The 18750-nt window shown below is 58.7% G+C and carries 15 protein-coding genes, 1 pseudogene and 1 riboswitch; of the genes and pseudogenes, 6 read left to right on the forward strand and 10 right to left on the reverse strand.

Translation table 11 applies throughout. The features are described from left to right. Positions 1-23: 23 nt before the first annotated feature. From IHQ71_RS29675 to ribB, 5 genes are all read left to right on the forward strand, one after another. Complete coding sequence (locus IHQ71_RS29675; RefSeq protein WP_258163082.1) at positions 24-998, forward strand: ABC transporter permease; 975 nt, start codon at positions 24-26, stop codon at positions 996-998. A gap of 129 nt (positions 999-1127) precedes the next feature. Continuing rightward, positions 1128-2066: a substrate-binding domain-containing protein gene (locus IHQ71_RS29680; protein WP_258163083.1), complete on the forward strand. Its 939-nt coding sequence runs from the start codon at positions 1128-1130 to the stop codon at positions 2064-2066. Between the two features lie 32 nt (positions 2067-2098). Further along, positions 2099-3586 (forward strand): sugar ABC transporter ATP-binding protein, encoded by a 1488-nt coding sequence (locus tag IHQ71_RS29685; RefSeq protein ID WP_258163084.1) that lies wholly within the window; start codon positions 2099-2101, stop codon positions 3584-3586. 17 nt (positions 3587-3603) lie between these two features. After that, a complete protein-coding gene (locus IHQ71_RS29690; RefSeq protein WP_258163085.1) occupies positions 3604-4392 on the forward strand; it encodes an SDR family oxidoreductase in 789 nt (262 codons plus the stop codon). A gap of 47 nt (positions 4393-4439) precedes the next feature. Beyond that, positions 4440-4586: riboswitch (FMN riboswitch) on the forward strand. Between the two features lie 113 nt (positions 4587-4699). After that, positions 4700-5335 (forward strand): 3,4-dihydroxy-2-butanone-4-phosphate synthase, encoded by a 636-nt coding sequence (ribB, locus tag IHQ71_RS29695; protein ID WP_258163229.1) that lies wholly within the window; start codon positions 4700-4702, stop codon positions 5333-5335. A 345-nt stretch (positions 5336-5680) separates the two neighbouring features. Here ribB and IHQ71_RS29700 read toward each other — a convergent pair whose 3' ends face one another. From IHQ71_RS29700 to IHQ71_RS29730, 7 genes and pseudogenes are all read right to left on the reverse strand, one after another. Continuing rightward, entirely contained in the window at positions 5681-6790 is a 1110-nt protein-coding gene (locus IHQ71_RS29700; RefSeq protein ID WP_258163086.1) for a sulfite oxidase, read from the reverse strand. A 210-nt stretch (positions 6791-7000) separates the two neighbouring features. Next, positions 7001-7672 (reverse strand): class I SAM-dependent methyltransferase, encoded by a 672-nt coding sequence (locus IHQ71_RS29705; RefSeq protein WP_258163087.1) that lies wholly within the window; start codon positions 7670-7672, stop codon positions 7001-7003. Positions 7673-8051: 379 nt separating this feature from the next. After that, complete coding sequence (locus tag IHQ71_RS29710; protein WP_258163088.1) at positions 8052-8849, reverse strand: class I SAM-dependent methyltransferase; 798 nt, start codon at positions 8847-8849, stop codon at positions 8052-8054. Between the two features lie 727 nt (positions 8850-9576). Next, positions 9577-10845, reverse strand: coding sequence for a beta-ketoacyl-ACP synthase II (fabF, locus tag IHQ71_RS29715; protein WP_258163089.1), 1269 nt, complete (start codon positions 10843-10845; stop codon positions 9577-9579). Between the two features lie 179 nt (positions 10846-11024). Continuing rightward, positions 11025-11612 carry a TetR/AcrR family transcriptional regulator gene (locus IHQ71_RS29720; RefSeq protein WP_258163090.1) on the reverse strand — a complete coding sequence of 196 codons (588 nt, stop codon included), beginning with the start codon at positions 11610-11612 and terminating at the stop codon, positions 11025-11027. 379 nt (positions 11613-11991) lie between these two features. Continuing rightward, a pseudogene (locus IHQ71_RS29725) lies at positions 11992-13184 on the reverse strand (acetyl-CoA C-acyltransferase). A gap of 104 nt (positions 13185-13288) precedes the next feature. Continuing rightward, positions 13289-13816, reverse strand: coding sequence for a PaaI family thioesterase (locus IHQ71_RS29730; RefSeq protein WP_258163091.1), 528 nt, complete (start codon positions 13814-13816; stop codon positions 13289-13291). 352 nt (positions 13817-14168) lie between these two features. Here IHQ71_RS29730 and IHQ71_RS29735 point away from each other — a divergent pair, with 352 nt between their 5' ends. Further along, positions 14169-15170, forward strand: coding sequence for an NADP-dependent oxidoreductase (locus IHQ71_RS29735; protein WP_258163092.1), 1002 nt, complete (start codon positions 14169-14171; stop codon positions 15168-15170). A gap of 300 nt (positions 15171-15470) precedes the next feature. On the opposite strand, the gene IHQ71_RS29740 is transcribed toward IHQ71_RS29735, so the two are convergent. From IHQ71_RS29740 to groES, 3 genes are all read right to left on the reverse strand, one after another. After that, on the reverse strand, positions 15471-16502 hold the full coding sequence (locus IHQ71_RS29740) for a fatty acid desaturase (RefSeq protein ID WP_258163093.1): 1032 nt from the start codon (positions 16500-16502) through the stop codon (positions 15471-15473). A gap of 161 nt (positions 16503-16663) precedes the next feature. Further along, entirely contained in the window at positions 16664-18298 is a 1635-nt protein-coding gene (gene groL / locus IHQ71_RS29745; RefSeq protein WP_258163094.1) for a chaperonin GroEL, read from the reverse strand. A gap of 53 nt (positions 18299-18351) precedes the next feature. After that, positions 18352-18648, reverse strand: coding sequence for a co-chaperone GroES (gene groES, locus IHQ71_RS29750; protein WP_258163095.1), 297 nt, complete (start codon positions 18646-18648; stop codon positions 18352-18354). Positions 18649-18750: the final 102 nt, after the last annotated feature.

Raw genomic sequence — 18750 nt, forward strand, 5'->3', positions numbered from 1 at the left:
GCAGGCAGCGGGAGGAGCGCTAGATGCTTGCGACGATGAAAGACAATGAAGGGAGCGTGCGCTCTATGTTTCCGTCGATGCGGGGGGCCACGGGGCCGTTGATCGGCCTCATCGTCCTGTGCCTGTTCCTCACTTTCGCGACCGACAAATTTCTTTCGGTGAGGAACTTCCTCAATATATTGGATCAAATCACGGTTCTCGGCGTGATGGCCGTCGGCATGACGCTTGTCATCCTGATCGGCGGCATCGACCTTGCCGTCGGTTCCGTCATGGCCCTGGCGATGATGGTGCTCGGTTACCTGAACGTGGTAGCCGGCGTGCCGATGGGGCTTGCGATCCCACTTGCGTTGTTCGTCGCCTCGCTCAATGGCTTGATCGCGGGTCTGCTCATCACGCGTTTCAACGTGCCCGCGTTCATCGCGACGCTTGCCATGATGTCGATCGCGCGCGGCGTCGCCAACATGATAACCGATGGGCAGCAGATCATCGGTTTTCCAGCCTGGTTCAACACGATGGCGATCGTCCGGTTCGGCGGCTTTCTGACGCTGACCGTCGCCGTAATGCTTATCGTGTTCATCCTCGGTCTGCTCTATCAGCGCTATCGCCACGGCGGCCGTATTCTTTACGCTATAGGCGGAAACGCCGAAGTGGCGCGTCTGGCTGGAATCAACGTTCAGCGCGCGACCGTCCTCGTCTACGTCGTTTGCAGCTTCCTGGCGGGATTGGCCGGCATGGTCCTGGCGGCTCGGCTGGATTCGGTCCAGCCTTCGTCCGGCGTCTCCTACGAACTCGATGCCATCGCCGCCGTCGTGATCGGGGGCACGTCGCTTTCAGGCGGCACGGGTGGCATCGGCGGCACGATCATCGGCGTGCTCATCATCGGCGTCCTGCGCAACGGGCTCAATCTGTTGAGCGTCTCACCGTTCATGCAGCAGGTGATCATCGGCGCCGTCATCGTTCTGGCGGTCACGGCGGAGACCTATCGCAAGCGGAAGTGAGGAATCTTCATCCCGTCGGCGCGGGCGCCACGGGATGCTGGAAACGGTCAGCAATGGTGCGGACCGGCAAAAGGGAGCTGGTGGTCCTGCCGAGCAGGAAAATCCACCGGGTAAATCGGAGGAGTAACCATGAAATTTTCAAAACTGCTGATGGCGGCCACCGCCGCCGCGATCCTGATGTCTCCCCTCGGCGCATCCGCGGCGGAGGTCAAGAAGATCGGCCTTGCCGTGCCGAATCTTCAGGCGGATTTTTTCAACCAGATCAAGCTGGGTGTTGAAAAATATGCGAAGAGCAAGGGGATCGAAGTCGTCGTCGTCGATGCCAAGAACGACACAGCCACGCAGGTCAGCCAGGTGCAGGATCTGATGACCCAAGGCATCGATGCATTCATCTACATTCCCGCAGGAGCCGCCGCGGCAGCAGTTCCGACGCGTCTTGCACGCGAAGCCGGTATTCCGGTGATCAATGTCGACCGCGTCCCGGACAACGCGCCGGGCGATACCTTCATCGCCGGCGAAAGCGTCGAATCGGCATATGCCGTCTGCAAGCACATCATCGAAAAGGCCGGCGGCAAGGGTAAGATCGCGATCATCCACGGCCAGAAGGGCACCACGCCGGAAGTCGATCGCTTTACAGGCTGCAAGCGTGCGATCGACGAAAATCCGGGCGTCGAACTCGTCGATCAGCAATGGAGCAATATGTGGTCCGCCGACGAGGGCTTCTCGATCGCTCAGAACATGCTGCAGGCGCATCCCGACATCACGATGATCTTCGGACAGGCCGACGGCCTAGCGATGGGTGCGGCGAAGGCTGTCGATGTCGCCAACCTTTCCGACAAGGTCATCATCGGCGGCTATGACGGTGACGTCTCGGCACTGGAACATCTCGCCAAATGCAAGGGCCCCTTCATCGTCACCGCGACGCAGAGCACGCAGAAGATGGGCGTTCTCGCCGTCGAAGCCGCGCTCGCCGTCGCCGCAGGCCAGAAAGTCGAGGAACGTCAGACCCCCAACGCTGTGCTGACGACCTGCGAGAATGCGCCCGAGTTTGTTAAGAACCATCCGTAACTTGACTTGATATCTGAAAAGGCAGCAGCGTCATGACCACCCGCTCTCCCATCCTGTCGCTCCGTGGAATTGAGAAATCCTACGGCCCGATCAAGGTGGTGCATGGTGTCGATATCGACATCCATCCCGGGGAAGTCGTGGCGCTGCTCGGCGAAAACGGTGCCGGAAAATCGACGCTTTCCAACGTCATTTCCGGCGCCGTCCAGCCATCTTCCGGCGAAATGACGTGGCTGGGCGCGGCCTATGCCCCCGCCAATCCGCGCGCCGCGATGGACGAGGGTGTGGGCATGATACATCAGGAACTGAAACTGCTCCCGAAGCTATCCATCGCGGAGAATATCTTTGTCGGCCGCTATCCGATGAAGTCCGGCCGGATCGATCGAAGGGCCATGGAGGATCGTGCACGCAGTGGCCTCAAGCGGCTGGGTCTCGATATCTCCCCCGATCGTCTTGTCGAAGGGCTTTCGACGGGAAAACAGCAGCTCATCGAGATCGCAAAGGCGCTGACGCTCAATGCCCGCCTGCTGATCCTGGACGAGCCGACCGCCGCTCTGGGCGGCGAGGAAACCCAACTGCTGTTCCAGCAGATCGAGCGTCTCAAGTCCGAAGGCGTCGGCATCATCTACATTTCTCACCGTCTTGAGGAGATCCGGCAGATTGCCGACCGCATCGTTGTCATGCGCGACGGCGCCAAGGTCCGGGAGTTCGACACCGGCGACGTTCCCGTACGCACCATTGTCGAAGCGATGGTCGGACGCTCTCTTGAACGGATGTTCCCCACGATTCCATCGCCGTCGGACGAGGTGACGCTCGAAGTCAGAAACCTGGCCTCGCCGACCAACGCGTTTAGGAATATCAGCTTTTCGGTCCGGAAGGGCGAGGTCTTCGGGATAGCGGGCCTCATGGGAGCCGGCCGCACGGAACTCGTGCGCGCCATTACCGGTGCAGATCCCATTTCCAGCGGCGAGGTCTTCCTGCGTGGCGAGGCGGTTACACCCCGTTCGCCAATGGATTCGATCCGCAACGGCATCGTTCTCGTGCCGGAAGACCGCAAGCTTCAGGGCGTAATACTTGATCATTCGATTGCCGAGAATATCGCCTACGCCAATCTCGCCGATATTGCCCCGAAGGGCTGGATTTCCTCTGGCCGCCTTCATCAGTTTGCCGACGAATACATCAGGAAGTTCGGCGTGAAGGGCCGCGGCCGCCAGAATGCCGGAGAGCTCTCGGGCGGCAACCAGCAGAAGGTGGTGCTGGCCAAGTGGTTGGCGCGCAAGCCGCAGGTCGTCGTACTGGACGAGCCGACGCGTGGCATTGACGTGGGGGCCCGCTCGTCGATCTACGATCTCATCATGGATTTGGCGCGTCAGGGGGTCTCGGTGATCGTGGTCAGTTCGGATCTCGAAGAGGTACTCGGGGTCTCAAGCCGTATCATGGTCATGTCGCAAGGCAAGCAGGCCGGCATCCTGAAGCGGGAAGATGCCAACGATGTCTCAATCATGGAACTGGCGACCAGCTAAAGCAGGAGAATTTCATCGTGTCCGACATCGCTCTCAATGCGCCGAAACTATTCGATCTCTCCGGGAACGTCGCATTCGTGACAGGTGCCGGCAGCGGCATCGGCCAAAGAATCGCCAAGGGGCTAGCGCAATGCGGGGCAGACGTTGCCCTTCTCGATCGCCGCACCGACGACGGATTGGCGCAGACGGCTGAATTCATCAGGAAGACCGGGCGTCGCAGCATTCAGATCGCCGCCGATGTGACCAGTGGCGGTGCCTTGAATGAGGCGGTTGCCCGTACGGAGGCCGAGCTTGGTCCGCTGACACTTGCCCTCAACGCAGCCGGCATCGCCAACGCCAACCCGGCCGACGAGATGGAGGAAAGCCAGTTCCAGACGATGATCGACGTCAACCTGAAGGGCGTTTTCCTCTCTTGCCAGGCGGAAGCGCGCGCGATGTTAAAGAACGGGCGCGGATCGATCGTCAATATCGCGTCAATGTCCGGAGTGATCGTCAACCGGGGTCTCAATCAATGCCACTACAACGCCTCGAAGGCCGGCGTCATCCACATGTCGAAGTCGATGGCAATGGAATGGGTCGGCCGTGGCATTCGCGTGAACACTATTAGCCCGGGTTACACGGCCACACCAATGAACACCCGGCCGGAAATGGTGCATCAGACAAAGCTGTTCGAGGAGCAGACCCCTATGCAGCGCATGGCGACGGTGGATGAAATGGTCGGTCCCGCCGTTTTCCTGCTTTCGGGGGCAGCAAGCTTTGTCACTGGCGTGGACCTCCTGGTCGATGGCGGCTTCTGCTGCTGGTAAAATATCATGAGGCCTCTTGCATTCCTTTGCAGGAACTCTTTATTTAGACGTGTTCTCAGGGCGGGGTGAAAGTCCCCACCGGCGGTATCTGGAGAAATCCAGGAGCCCGCGAGCGCTTCCACTCACGTGGAGGGTCAGCAGACCCGGTGCGATGCCGGGGCCGACGGTCATAGTCCGGATGGAAGAGAACAACGTCTGCAAAACCGCTCCTCATCGAGCGGGTGCGGGCTTGTTCGCCCAAGGGATGAATAGCGGCTGCGAAGTCGCGGTTTTACGCCGATGTCGGCAACCCTTGAAAGGCTATGGAATGAAAATCTCGAAAATTGAAGACGCAATCGCGGTGCTTGCGCGGGGCGGCATGATTGTGGCCGTGGATGACGAAGACCGGGAGAACGAAGGCGACATCATCGTCGCCTCGGATGCGGTGACGTCGGAAACGATCGCCTTCATGATGAAGCACGCGCGCGGGCTGATCTGCGTTGCGATGGAAGGAGGGCGTCTCGACGCGCTCGATATCCCCCTGATGGTTCCCCGGAACACCGAGCTCCACAAAACGGCATTCACCGTGTCCGTCGATTATCTTCCGGGAACGACGACCGGCATCTCGGCGGATGATCGGGCTGCGACCGTGCGAGCCTTGGTGGCTTCCGGTTCACGGCCGGCGGATTTCGCCAGACCGGGCCACATCTTTCCTCTGCGGGCACATCCCGAGGGTGTGCGCGGCCGGCCGGGCCATACGGAGGCGGCGGTGGATCTCGCGCGCCTCGCCGGGAAGTCTGCTTCAGGGGTAATTTGCGAGGTTGCCAATGACGATGGGACGATGGCGCGCCTTCCCGATCTGCTGGTGTTCGCTGAAACGCACCAGCTTCCGCTAATCACCATCAAAGACCTGATCGCTTTCGTCGAGGGGCAGGTCGCGGTTGGCGCCGCGCAGGCTGCCTGACCATTTCATTTTCGTTTTGGCAGGGATGCGCACGTGAGCCTGCGTATCTCTGCAATCCGGGGCTGTTCGGCTAGGCGCGCAGATGGGCTGCCTTCTGCCAAGCCGGCTCCCTTGCATCCGTCGTAACATGCGGGTCCACAGTTCGAATCCCATCAAGCCATTTGAACGTTTATGCTGCTTTCACCCGCCGAACGGACATTCTGTCAGCATCGAAAGCTTTGGCTGCTTTGCGCCCCCATAGTGGTCATCGAGCCACCGGCCGCCGTTGCTTGCAAAACGGACATGACGCAGTGACAACGCGGTCTTAGTTGCGCCAAAAGCCGCCATTCCGCCCCATGCGGGTGATTAGATCACGAATTCCTCCTCGTACGTCTGAGGCTCCGGAACGACCGTAACCTCCACCGGAACGATCCAATTGGCCGCGTAGCTCTCGCAGTCGGAACGCTGGAGGTCGGGCTGCACGCACCCCGCCCCATCGATCGCGCGACATCGCAGTATACGTCGCCCCACTTCCTCAGGGGTCCAAATGTACTCCCACAAGCGCCATGCATAGGGACGTTCTGTTTCGAGGAGCCTTCCCTCACGCCAGCCCCTGCCATCTCCGGTGCAGACCTGCACCTGCCGGATAGCAGCCTCGCCGCTCCAGCTGGCTCCGAATATCCGATACGGTTGGCCGACGATGAGACGCGCCCCCTGCACGGGACGCGCGATCTGCGCTTTGACCTCCATCTCCGCAAGGGGGACCAGCCTGGGTTCCCCGAAGCTGCGCTCCCAACGGAAATAGTCGCGCGCCTGCCAGTAGCCAAGGAACGGTTGCTCCACAACCGTGATATGCGTGATCCACTTGACCCAAGCCATCCCGAACCAGCCACCCACGACCGCGCGTAGCGGGTAGCCGTGATCGCGCGTCAACGGCTCGTCGTTCATCGAATAGGCAAGGATCGTGCTGTCAGCGATGGCCTTCTCCAGCGGTAAACTGCGCGCAAAAGCGATGGGGCCGGGAGAAGCCGTTTTCTTGTTGGAGTCGACGACGCCGCTGTCGGCGCCTGCGAGCAGAACCTCACATGCGGTTCGCTTAACGCCCGCCATTTCCAAAATCTCGCGCAGAAGAACACCTGTCCACGCGGCATTGCCGACGGCTCCGTTCTGCCACTGCAACCCCTCCTTCGCCGGCACATAGTAGACGCGCCCGTTCCCTGCACACTCGACGACGGCGGTGAACGTCGTGCTCCGCATCGCCTTGATGCTGTCGAGGTCAAGTTCGATCGGCCGCTCCACCGCCCCGCCAACGCGCAATCTCCAGTCTCGCGCATCGAGGTCCGGCGACGGGAAATGGTTTCGCACGAAGAACAGCTCGGTTGGGATCAGCCAATCGGAGAGCGACGCAAACGGAAACTCGATGTTCTGTGGGGATTTCTGTCGAACTATTAGACTGGGTTGGTGTGGTGTCGGCATCGTCCTCGTCTCCCCTTTCAAGAGCACGACGTCGGCTCTCGGTCGCGCGAATTCCGGTACGATCACACCGCCCCTCGCAGTGCGTCTGTCGCATTCCGCCTTCGGGCCGCATTCTAGCACATACCGCACATTCCTCGGATCGACCTCGAACGGCAGCAAAGCGCCCGAATGCTGCTATTGGCCCACGTCTCTTTCGCGCCCGCTTGTCGTTCAGGCACTACCGCTGGAGAAGACCAGCAACATATTGTTGGTAGGCATCTCGATCGTCTCGCGGAGATTAAGTCCAGCGGCCTCACCCACTTGTTCAAGATCAGCGATATCACGCACACCCCAGGATGGGTTGCGCTCCTTCAGAGCCGCGTCGAAAGCAGCGTTCGAGGGGGCGTTGTGCGCCCCGTCGCGCATGAATGGGCCGTAGAGAAAAAGAAGCCCACCAGCGTGAAGCAAACGGCCAGCTCCTGCGAACAATCCTAAGCTTGCCGCCCATGGCGCGATATGGATCATATTGATCGACACGATGGCGTCAAAATGCCCCGTTTGTTCGACGCCCCATTGTCCTGAGCACACATCAATATCCCGCGGTACCAGCACATTCTTCAGCCCTGTGAATTTGATCCAGCTAGACGTGCTGGTGCGGGCGTCGGCATCCGGATCGCTCGGCTGCCAGGTGAGGTTGGGCATTGCTCCCGCAAAACACACGGCGTGCTCGCCGGTACCGCATCCAATCTCCAGCACGGCGCCACGTGTTGGAAGGACACGTTTTAGGACAGCGAGGATCGGGGCCGAATTTCGCGCAGCGGAAGGTGAGAACATGCGCTGGTCAGCGCTTATGTCGCGCTGTTCCAGCGCAACAGGCGAACGGTCCTTCTTCTCTGGGGGCATTGGCCTTGAATCCCCTTTGGGCGATGTCTCCCACCTTATAGCTGAAATGATGGGACTGAAACCAAGGATTTCGGACTTACGAAGGGGGTCGTCGGCGCGTGCGTTCGCCCGAGGGCGACCGAACGTCCACTTCGCGTCAGATCACGCGCCCGCTAGGCTCAAGGTCTCCTTTCGAAAATCGGAGCCCGGAAGCCGACCGACGGCTTTGGCCCCGGAGCGGTCACTCCATTTGTGCCGCAGCGAGGTCAGCCTGGGACGAATTTTAGATAGGAGGCCTCTGTTGACAACAGGGTCGTTGGTTCGATTGCCGTTGAGTCGATGAGATAGAAACCACTTTTGCTTGGATCTCGCGTGCTGCGCTGGTGTTCCAACGACATGTTCAGGCAGCCAGACCCTTCACGGCCCATGCTCGGGCTGCAAGAAGAATTTCGTCATCCGGACCTTTTGGAAGCTTCGCATGAAGCGCCTCCCGCAGTTGCCTGCGCGCTACTTCGCTGATCGACATGCAATATTTCGGAGCCGAGCCGGTACCACCCAGGAAAGGGGTCCAGTAGTCGTCGAAGTTTGCAAACTCCGTTGTGATATCGATCGCCTTGCACTCGACATTTCGTAGGCCGGCATCCGTGAACAGCTCAGACAGTGGGCCAGGTCGGCAAATTGGGGCCATTGTCCCGTCATCGAATTGAGCCGCTTCGGGGTCAAGCGCAGTAGCAACATCGAAGAAATAGCGCATCAACTGCATATGCCCTGCATAGTCCCACACATAAAGACCAACGACGCCGCCAGGACGAACAACACGGGTCATCACCCGAATGGCGGCGGCCTTGTTGGGCAGGAAGTTGAGAACCAGTCCAGAGACCGCGCAGTCGACCGAGTGGTCAAATGCGGAAATTTCCTGTGCATCTGCCACTTCGAACTGAACTCGTGGATCTGTGATCCTGAAGCGGGCAGCTTCGATGAAGGGCAGAGCACTATCGACCGCGACAATCTCAGACGGGTTGCAGCTGTCTAGGATGGCGGAGGTCAACACCCCGGTTCCGCAGCCGATATCGATCCAGGCTGCCCGATCAGGAGCCTTAAGCCAAGCCAGAAATGTTGGGGCAACCTTGCGACTCCAACGACCCATGTATTGGTCATAGGAATTGGAGGCGCCCCAGAGATCTTGAGCATTCGACATGACAAAGCCTTACCATCGGCATGCTTATGACGGAAGCGGCGGCCTAACATATCGCTCCAACGACGACGCGATTTTCTTTCTCGGGCGTCTAGTCTGGCAGGGCCAACTCGAATCGAGTGTTCCACTTCTGCTGCCAATCGCATGTGATTCCACCCGAGGGCTCTATGCGAGAATTGCCGCCATTCGTGCCGTCATGACGGTGGGCACTGATAATCAGAAGGCCGCTCAACTTGCAGGGATAGCCGAAGCTCCAGATCCCCTTGCCCGCCGATTGCTGGCCGAGATTATGGAGGATGCCGCACCTACAACTGAAAGCGTCAACTTCCTATTGCAGATGATGAACAATCTTGCCCCTTACGAGCGATATAAAGCCACGGGGCTAAAGCAAGAGTTACGCGCTTTCGTTGATCGTTTGCTGTTGTCCGAAGCGCCGTCACCGTTCACTCTCTACGGTCGCCTGCCGGAACTGGAGCAACAACCATCACAACCGATCTCTCTAAATTTCCCAAAGTTTCCAGGTATTGGGGAATCGAGGGGAGGGTCGCTGGTTCGGTTCCTTTCAAGAGCCGTGGCATTGTGCGTGCTCGAACGCGGAAATAATTTCTGCATTGGCGCCCTCCAAAATCCACTGGGCTGCCTAACCTCGGGCCGATGGTTCGACTCCGCTCAAGGCGCTCCGCAAAGGGGATTTTGTCCGCGCCTTCCAAGAGACATGCTCGCAGTGCCACTATCCCTTCCAGCGTCGGAACAGCGCGCTTGCATTGACCCCACCAAAGCCGAAACCATTGGATATTGCGTACTCCATTTCCAACGATCGGGCGTCATTGACCACGAAATCAATTCCGTCGCCCGCCGGATCGGGAGCATTCAAGTTCAGGGTCGGTGGCGCCATCTGATTCTGGAGCGCCAGGATCGTGAAGATGGCTTCAAGCCCGCCTGCAGCTCCCAGAAGGTGACCCGTCGCTGATTTCGTACCGCTGACTGCTATAGCGGAGTCCGAACCAAAAACACTCTTGATAGCCCTGATTTCTCCGAGGTCACCAACTGGCGTGGACGTCGCGTGTGCGTTGAGATGGCGTACCTCACGGGGAGTGATTCCGGCTTGCGCGATCGCGATCTCCATGGCGCGACGTGCACCGTTACCATCTTCGGGACCTGAGGTGACGTGATGCGCATCCGCGGTGGTGCCGTAACCGACAAGCTCGGCAAGCGGTTTGGCGCCTCGGGCAAGCGCATGGCTGAGCGCCTCGATAACAAGGATGCCAGCTCCTTCGCCCATGACGAAGCCATCACGCAACATGTCAAATGGGCGGGATGCCCGTCTGGGTGTTTCATTGAAGCCGGTGGAGAGAGATCGAGCCGCGGCAAAACCACCAAGACTGACGATGTTCATGCATGCTTCTGTTCCACCGCATACCGCGATGTCGGCCTCATTTGACCGGATGAGCCGAGCCGCATCACCGATCGCTTGAACTCCCGCAGCACACGCTGTGACCGGTGCGCCGAGCGGACCTCTAAATCCATACCTGATCGAGACTTGTCCCGCTGCCAGATTGACCAGGAATGATGGCACCGTGAACGGTGAGAGTCGTCGCACACCGCGCTGATCAACCGTTCGCACGGCTTCAGTTATGGCGGGAAACCCACCGATACCTGATGCAATGATGGTCGCTGTTCGAAGCCGCTCCGTGTCTGAGACTGGCTTCCACTTCGCTTGAGCAAGCGCCTCTTCCGCCGCCGCCAGTGCGAAGAGAATAAATCGGTCTACCTTGCGCTGATCCTTAGGAGCAAAAACGGTATTTGGATCGAAGCCTCCTTCCGGGTCTTCCTCGAGCGTGGGAACCGTACCGCCGATCTTCGACGGCAGGTCTCCCACCACATCGTCCGGAAGCCGCCGAATGCCGGAATGACCCGAGAGCAACCGAGACCAAGAGGTTGGCACATTGGTTGCGAGGGGGCTGAGAGCTCCCATCCCTGTTACAACGATGCGACGCATGCTTTCTCCAAATGTCATTTGACTGGTCAGCCGTATGGCCGGAACGTGCTGGCGCCGGGCGCGGTCAGCGCTTGTCAAGTGTGTGCAGAACTGAGCGACCCGAACCCACGCGCGACGCGATCACGACCGCGGTCGAAATTGAGATTACAGCGTTGGCTCTGCTTCCGGAGGCGCATCTCTCATGCTCCTGACTTAGCGTCCCCAATGCGCCTAACCTCATCGGCAGCCGCATCCAGGAAGCCTTGGGATAATGTTTCATCATTGACGAGACGAGAGAGCGTGACGGCGCCCACCATGAGGGATAGCATCGCCATGGCTTTGTTGCTGGGTTGCAAGCTCTTGGTCTCTTCCAAAAGTTCGTCCAAAACTTGGACATGCGCCCGGATTCCGTCCTCAAATGGGATTCTCACGTCCGCGCTTTGGCGAGCCGCATCAGATCCGAGCGCCACCAACGGACAACCCTCGCCCTTGTTCTCGCGATGTCCCGTTGACAGATAAAACGCAACGATCGCCGCGAGAGGATCAGAGCTAGCGGCTGCGGCCGTTGACCATCTGCGGGTAGCATTTTCGATCGCGCGCCTTGCAGCCTGCGCCGCCAGATCGTCCTTGGACGCGAACTGCTTATAAAAGCCGCCTTGGGTAAGGCCGGCGCCTTTCATTAGATCCTTCAGACCAATCCCGTCGAAACCATGCTCGCGAAAAAGTCGGCTCGCAACATTGATGACGGCTTCGCGATTTGCCTCCGCCTGTGTGCGGCTCACTCTCATTTCGGCCTCCGTTAGATTTTAGTCGCCATCTTTAATTCAAATAGAGTTTGATTGCAATCTGTAGGATGTTGAGAGAGCAAGCCGAAAATCGGCCATACCGCGTTAGGCGGGCCCGTGGCCCTCGTCGTTGGGACGAGGAAGAGCGTGTAAGGCGCGGTCGTGATAGATGTCAGCGCAAAGAAATTCACGACCCGACATCAGCACTGTGCTGCCTGGACCGAATTCGTCGCGAGCCAAACCGGCTAACGGGAAACCGCTCGATGCCCTCTTCCGCTACCTACATACGGTACCTATCCTTGAACAGAAACGGTTTGGTGACGACGGCGACAGTGAGTATTCCAGCCTTGCCGGTGACACCATGGGACGATCTGGCCCTTTCCTATTGCTGTCGCTCGACAGCAATGGCGGTCGCCTCTCCGCCACCGATGCAAAGCGAGGCTACGCCTCGTCTCAAGCCCTGTCTCGCCAGAGCGTGGAGGAGGGTAACGATCAGGCGGGCACCGGTCGCGCCTATCGGGTGTCCAAGTGCGCAAGCACCACCGTTCACGTTGAGGCGGTCGCGTGCTATGCCAAGATCCTTTGCCGCTGCCATCGCCACCACCGCGAACGCTTCATTGATTTCGAAGAGATCCACGTCTTCAACGGTCCAGCCCGCTTTACTGAGCAGTTTTCATATCGCGGGAATGGGAGCGGTCGTGTACCAGGCTGGCTCTTGGCTGTGGGTAGCATGCGCCTTGATTTCGGCGAGGATAGGCAGGTCATCGCGCTCGGCGATCGAACGGCGAGTCAAAACGAGCGCCGCAGCACCGTCCGCATTTGCGGATGCGCTGGCTGCGGTAATGGTGCCGTCGGCCCGAAACGCAGGCCGAAGAGTTGGGATTTTTTCGGGAGACACCTTCAAAGGATGCTCGTCGGTATCGACGATCTTTTCCCCCCCTTTACCGGAACTCTGAGAGGCGCAATTTCATCGACGAACGATTTATTCTCGATTGCGGTGCGGGCGCGGGTCAAGGATTCTATGGCATACGCATCCTGATCAGCCCTGGTAAACTGGTAGGCCGCCACGGCGGCTTCACCGAAGTCCCCCATGGCGCGGCCCGGTTCGTAGGCGTCCTCCAGGCCATCAAGCATCATGTGATCGAAGATGTGGTCGTGGCCGGCGCGATATCCCGAGCGGCCCTTTTTTAGAAGGTACGGCGCGTTCGACATTGATTCCATCCCGCCCGCGACAACCATATCAGCTGTGCCGGCGAGGATAAGATCGTGCCCCAGCATGGCGGCTTTCATCCCGGACCCGCAAACCTTGTTGATGGTCGTGGCACCGACTGCATCCGAGAGACCTGCTCCACGTGCTGCCTGCCGGGCGGGGGCTTGTCCTTGTCCCGCGGGAAGCACGCAGCCCATAATGACCTCATCCGGACCATCGAGTGCGAGGTTCGCGCGCTCCAGTGCGGCGCGGATCACATGCGCGCCGAGAGTCGTGGCCTGTACTGGCGCCAGATCGCCAAGGAAGCGACCGAGCGGCGTTCTGACGGCAGACACAATAACGATTGGGTCGTGATCCCTAGTCATGGATATTCCTTTCGAGCAGCCTGAAGGGGTGAGTTCGGGGGCAAGGCGTCACCAGGGCCGATGCACCTCTTGCTTCGAGACCTGGGTGAAGCACACAGGCAACATTATGCGTCTCGTCGAGTGATCAAGCAGGTCGATGTGCCGTGGGCAAAGAGCTTGCCTTGCAGGCTCTCTATCCTTCCCTCCAACGTGATGAGCGTCCGTCCACGTGAAATAACATCGCCCGTGACGCGCAATTCGCCGCAGTCAGCAGAAATGGGCCGGACGAATTTCACAGCAGTCTCGTGAGATGGGCAAAGCTCCCCCAGAGCCAAGGTTGTGTGCGCTGCAAGCGCCATGGCAGTGTCGAGCATTGTCATGATCCATCCTCCATGCACCGTTTTCATCGTGTTGAGAAAACGATGCTCGGACACCGCACGCAGCTCTACCTTACCTACTTCGGGCGGTAGCAGGCTGAAGGGCAGCATCTCTGCCATCGGCGGCCGCGGCAGATTTCCGGCGGCAAGCATCGCAACAAACTCTAGACCGGTTGTGAGCCCAATCGACACTTGCCCGGGCTGCTCCCCAGTCGATCCTGGGCTGCCTGACATTAGTGAACTCCCACATTGGTCGTTCCGGTCTTCGGATTTCATCGAAGGTTTCTCCTGAGCCAAAAAAAGCCCTTGATTTTTTATATTGCAAATGACATCTAAGTTCAAGTTAGATGTTGAATACAATCTTACTGCGCTTGGAAGACGGCGTCTGCGTGCGTTCGCAACGAACAAAACGGTCAGGGAGCACTCAGAACGAAAAGTCGTCATCATAAGAGGCGCATCCTCCGGAATAGGCGAGGCCATCTCCGAGCAGTCAGCACATTGGGGGAGGCCCAGCGCACAATTCGAACGAGAACGCTCAGCGTGGCTGCGTTGAGATCGTGAAACGGATGGTGCACCTCATGCAATCAGCAGAACCTGAAAGAAGAATACCAATGCACGAGAACAAGACATGAAAGCGTTCTTCATCGATCGCTACGGCAAGAACAGCGACGCACGGATCGGCGAGAGGCCGGACCCGCAGCTCAGGGACGACGACGTCCTGGTCCAGGTCCAGGCCGCCGGTCTAAATCCGCTCGATTCGAAGACCATGGATGGCGAGTACAAAACCATCTTGCCTTATCGCCTGCCGCTCGTTCTGGGCAATGAGGCGGCTGGCGTTGTCGTCCGGGTCGGCCACAAAGTGAAGCGGTTCAAGCCTGGCGACGAGGTCTACGCACGCCCGGACAAGGATCGCATCGGCACTTTCGCGGAACTGATCGCCATGAACGAAGGTGACGTTGCCATCAAGCCAAAAAATCTCAGCATGGAAGAAGCGGCGTCTATTCCCCTCGTCGGTTTAACCGCCTGGCAGGCACTGATCGAAAAAGCCAATCTCAAGAAAGGCCAGAAAGTTCTCATCCATGCCGGCTCCGGCGGCGTCGGAACATTTGCCATCCAGCTGGCGAAGCATATCGGCGCAACGGTCGCGACGACGACGAGCACCGCCAACCTCGACCTCGTCAGGAATCTCGGCGCTGATGTCGTCATCGATTACAAGAAGGAGAAGTTTGAGACGATCCTCAGCGATTATGATGTCGTACTGAACAGCCTCGGCAAGGACACGCTCGAAAAATCACTCCGCGTGCTGAAGCCCGGTGGCAAGCTGATCTCGATCTCTGGTCCGCCTGATCCCGATGTCGCGAGGGAGTTGGGGTCAGGCTGGTTCGTGCGAACGGTCGTGCGCCTTTTGAGCTACGGAATCAGGAAGAAGGCAAGACGTCATGGCGTGAGCTATTCATTCCTGTTCATGCGCGCGCACGGCGATCAACTGCGCGAGATTACTGCGCTGATCGATTCCGGTGCCATACGGCCCGTCGTCGACCGGACCTTCCCCTTTGCGGCGATCGAGGAGGCTCTTGCCTACCTGAATACGGGCCGCGCAAAAGGAAAGGTGGTCGTCACGGTGAGGTGAGTGGTGTTTATGTGAGAACCTCAAAACGGCCTATTGCGGCTGAAACGTACGCATGCAAGCGCCCTCGGACATCTGCCGCAATCGTCTAGGCACTGGCATCAGCATATCTGGTTTCGCGATCTGAGTCATAGCAGGGCACGATCGGATATCGGTCAAGTCTGAGTTCAAGCTGACGACCGCTTTTTGCGCAATCCTGCCGTCATGACATAGCGAGGTCGACAGTTCGATTCCCTTCATCCCTATTATCATCCGAACGGGAAAATTATTTCGATATCGCTGATCCTCAGTGTCCGGAACATATCATTGTCGCCGCTGTGCTGCTTCTTTGAACGAAACGAGCCGAGCATTTCTTTCATCCCACAGCGTGAGCCTGACGCAGCGAAAGCTCTGCAACAGAGTAATCCGGCCGAGACCGGCCAGTTCTGGTTGATCGCGCAGCACTTCGGGCAACCGATAGAACGGCACGCGGCTCGACAGATGATGGACGTGGTGAATGCCGATATTCCCAGTGATCCATTTGAGCGGGAAGGGAAGGTCGTAATGCGATGCGCCGTGTAGCGCAGCCGTCTGGAACTGCCACTCCGGCTTCTTTGACCAGTGTGTTTCCTCGAACTGGTGCTGGACGTAAAATAGCCAGACGCCGGCCGCGGCGGCCATTAGAGTGATCGGCAGATGCACGGTCAGAAACGGCAGGAGCCCGGTGATCCAGATCATGACGCCGATCAGAGTCGCGACCGCTACATTTGTTGCTATCGTTGACGCCCACGGCAAGTAGCCCGATCGAAACATGCCGAAGGGCAACCGTTGTTTGATCAGAAACAGCCAAGCCGGTCCGACTCCGAACATGACGAGTGGATGCCGATAAAGGCGATAACCAAGGCGGCTCCAACGCGAGAGGGCTTCGTACTCGTCGATTGTGAGCGTGGTGATGTCGCCGACGCCGCGTTCGTCGAGATTTCCGGCGGACGCATGGTGCTCTGCATGCGCCCGGCGCCAATAGTCATATGGCGTCAAGGTCAGCACGCCGATCGTTCGGCCAGTCCAGTCGTCGAGCCAGCGGTGTCCGAAGAAGGAGCCGTGGCCACAATCATGCTGGATCATGAAAAGCCGCAGCAGGAACGCGGCGGCAGGCACTGTCAAAATCAGACCCCACCAGATTTCGTGCCAGACCGCCAATATGGCGAGCATCCATAACACAACGAACGGAAGTGCGGTCACGGCGAGCTCGAGAGCGCTGCGGCCGGAATGGGGCTGTCGATATTTCGCGAGAACCTTCAGCCAGGGCTTTTCATCACTGCGGCTTGCATCATGAAGCCCGGACGTAGAAATCATCGATCTTCTTCTCCATTTGACCTGGGAATTGTAAGACATCGGAATGGGGAGCGTGCCGGCATTCCTCAGCAAAGATCGCGCGTCTGAGCGCGACATGAGACAAGATAGGCCCCGGGTGACCCCGGGACCTGTTGATTGTGCTTTGCAGCTGTCGGCAGAAACTACATCATTCCGCCCATGCCACCCATATCGGGCATGCCGCCGCCAGCCGCATCACGCTTTGGCAGCTCCGCGATCATGGCTTCGGTGGTCACCAGCAGGCCGGCAACGGAAGCAGCGTTCTGCAGCGCGGTGCGGACAACCTTGACCGGGTCGACGATACCCATGGTGATCATGTCGCCATATTCAGAGGTCTGGGCGTTGTAGCCGAAGTTCTCTTCGTTCTTCTCGAGGATCTTGCCCACGACGATCGACGCTTCGTCGCCTGCGTTTTCTGCGATCTGGCGTGTGAGTGACTGCAGCGCCTTGCGGACGATGTTGATGCCGGCGTTTTGGTCGTCGTTTTCACCCTTGATATCGAGAACGACCGAGGCTCTGAGCAGTGCCGTACCGCCGCCGGGAACAATGCCTTCTTCGACAGCAGCGCGGGTCGCGTTGAGCGCGTCGTCGATGCGGTCCTTCTTTTCCTTGACTTCGACTTCCGTCGAACCGCCGACGCGGATCACGGCAACGCCGCCAGCGAGCTTGGCAAGACGTTCCTGCAGCTTCTCGCGGTCGTAATCGGAGGTGGTTTCCTCGATCTGAGCCTTGATCTGGGTGACGCGACCTTCGATGTCCGACTTCTGGCCGGCACCGTCGACGATCGTGGTGTTTTCCTTGGTGATCGACACCTTCTTGGCGCGGCCCAGCATCTCAAGAGTCACGTTCTCGAGCTTGATGCCGATGTCTTCGGAGATCACGGTGCCGCCGGTCAAGACGGCAAGATCTTCTAGCATAGCCTTGCGGCGGTCGCCAAAGCCAGGAGCCTTGACGGCAGCGATCTTGAGGCCGCCACGGAGCTTGTTGACGACGAGCGTTGCAAGAGCTTCGCCTTCGACGTCCTCGGAAATGATCAGGAGCGGCCTACCGGCCTGCACGACCGCTTCGAGGATTGGTAGCATGGCCTGTAGGTTTGAGAGCTTCTTCTCGTGCAGCAGCACATATGCATCCTCAAGCTCAGCCACCATCTTTTCGGCGTTGGTGACGAAATACGGCGAGAGATAGCCGCGGTCGAACTGCATGCCTTCGACGACTTCGAGTTCGGTTTCGGCGGTCTTGGCTTCTTCAACCGTGATGACGCCTTCGTTGCCGACCTTCTGCATCGCTTCCGCGATATAGGCGCCGATCTCCTTCTCACCATTGGCGGAGATCGTGCCAACCTGGGCGATCTCCTCGGATGTGCTGATCTTCTTGGCTTTGGCAAGGATATCTTTCACAACGGCCGTAACCGCAAGATCGATGCCGCGCTTGAGGTCCATCGGGTTCATGCCCGCGGCAACAGCCTTGTTGCCCTCGCGAACGATTGCCTGGGCCAGAACGGTCGCGGTCGTGGTGCCGTCGCCGGCGATGTCGTTGGTCTTCGAAGCAACTTCGCGGACCATCTGGGCGCCCATGTTCTCGAACTTGTCGTCAAGTTCGATTTCCTTGGCGACAGCGACACCGTCCTTGGTGATGCGCGGAGCGCCGAAGGACTTGTCGATGATGACGTTGCGGCCCTTGGGACCGAGGGTGACCTTCACCGCGTCAGCGAGAATGTCGACGCCGCGCAGCATCTTTTCGCGGGCGGTGCGGCCAAACTTGATTTCTTTTGCAGCCATGATGAAAACTCCCGAGCAAATTGCTCATTGGCTAGTACGGGTGAATTGAACGATCAGGCGATGACGCCCATGATGTCGGATTCCTTCATGATCAGAAGATCTTCGCCCTTGAGCTTGACTTCAGTTCCGGACCATTTTCCGAACATAATCCGATCCCCAGCCTTGACGTCCAAGGCAACGAGCGAGCCCTTGTCGTCACGAACGCCAGAGCCGACAGCGACGACTTCGCCTTCCTGCGGCTTTTCCTTGGCGGTATCGGGAATGATGATACCACCCTTGGTCTTGGCTTCGGCTTCGATGCGCCGGATGACGACACGATCGTGCAGTGGCCGGAAATTGATATCCGTCATTCTAAATATCCTCAATGAAAAGAGCTTATGGCCATCAGGGCCAATCTCACCGTGTTAGCACTCTCCTTGTCAGAGTGCTAGCGATTTAAATTCTGAGCTGAG

It is taken from the genome of Rhizobium sp. TH2 (assembly GCF_024707525.1).
Taxonomy (GTDB): domain Bacteria; phylum Pseudomonadota; class Alphaproteobacteria; order Rhizobiales; family Rhizobiaceae; genus Rhizobium_E.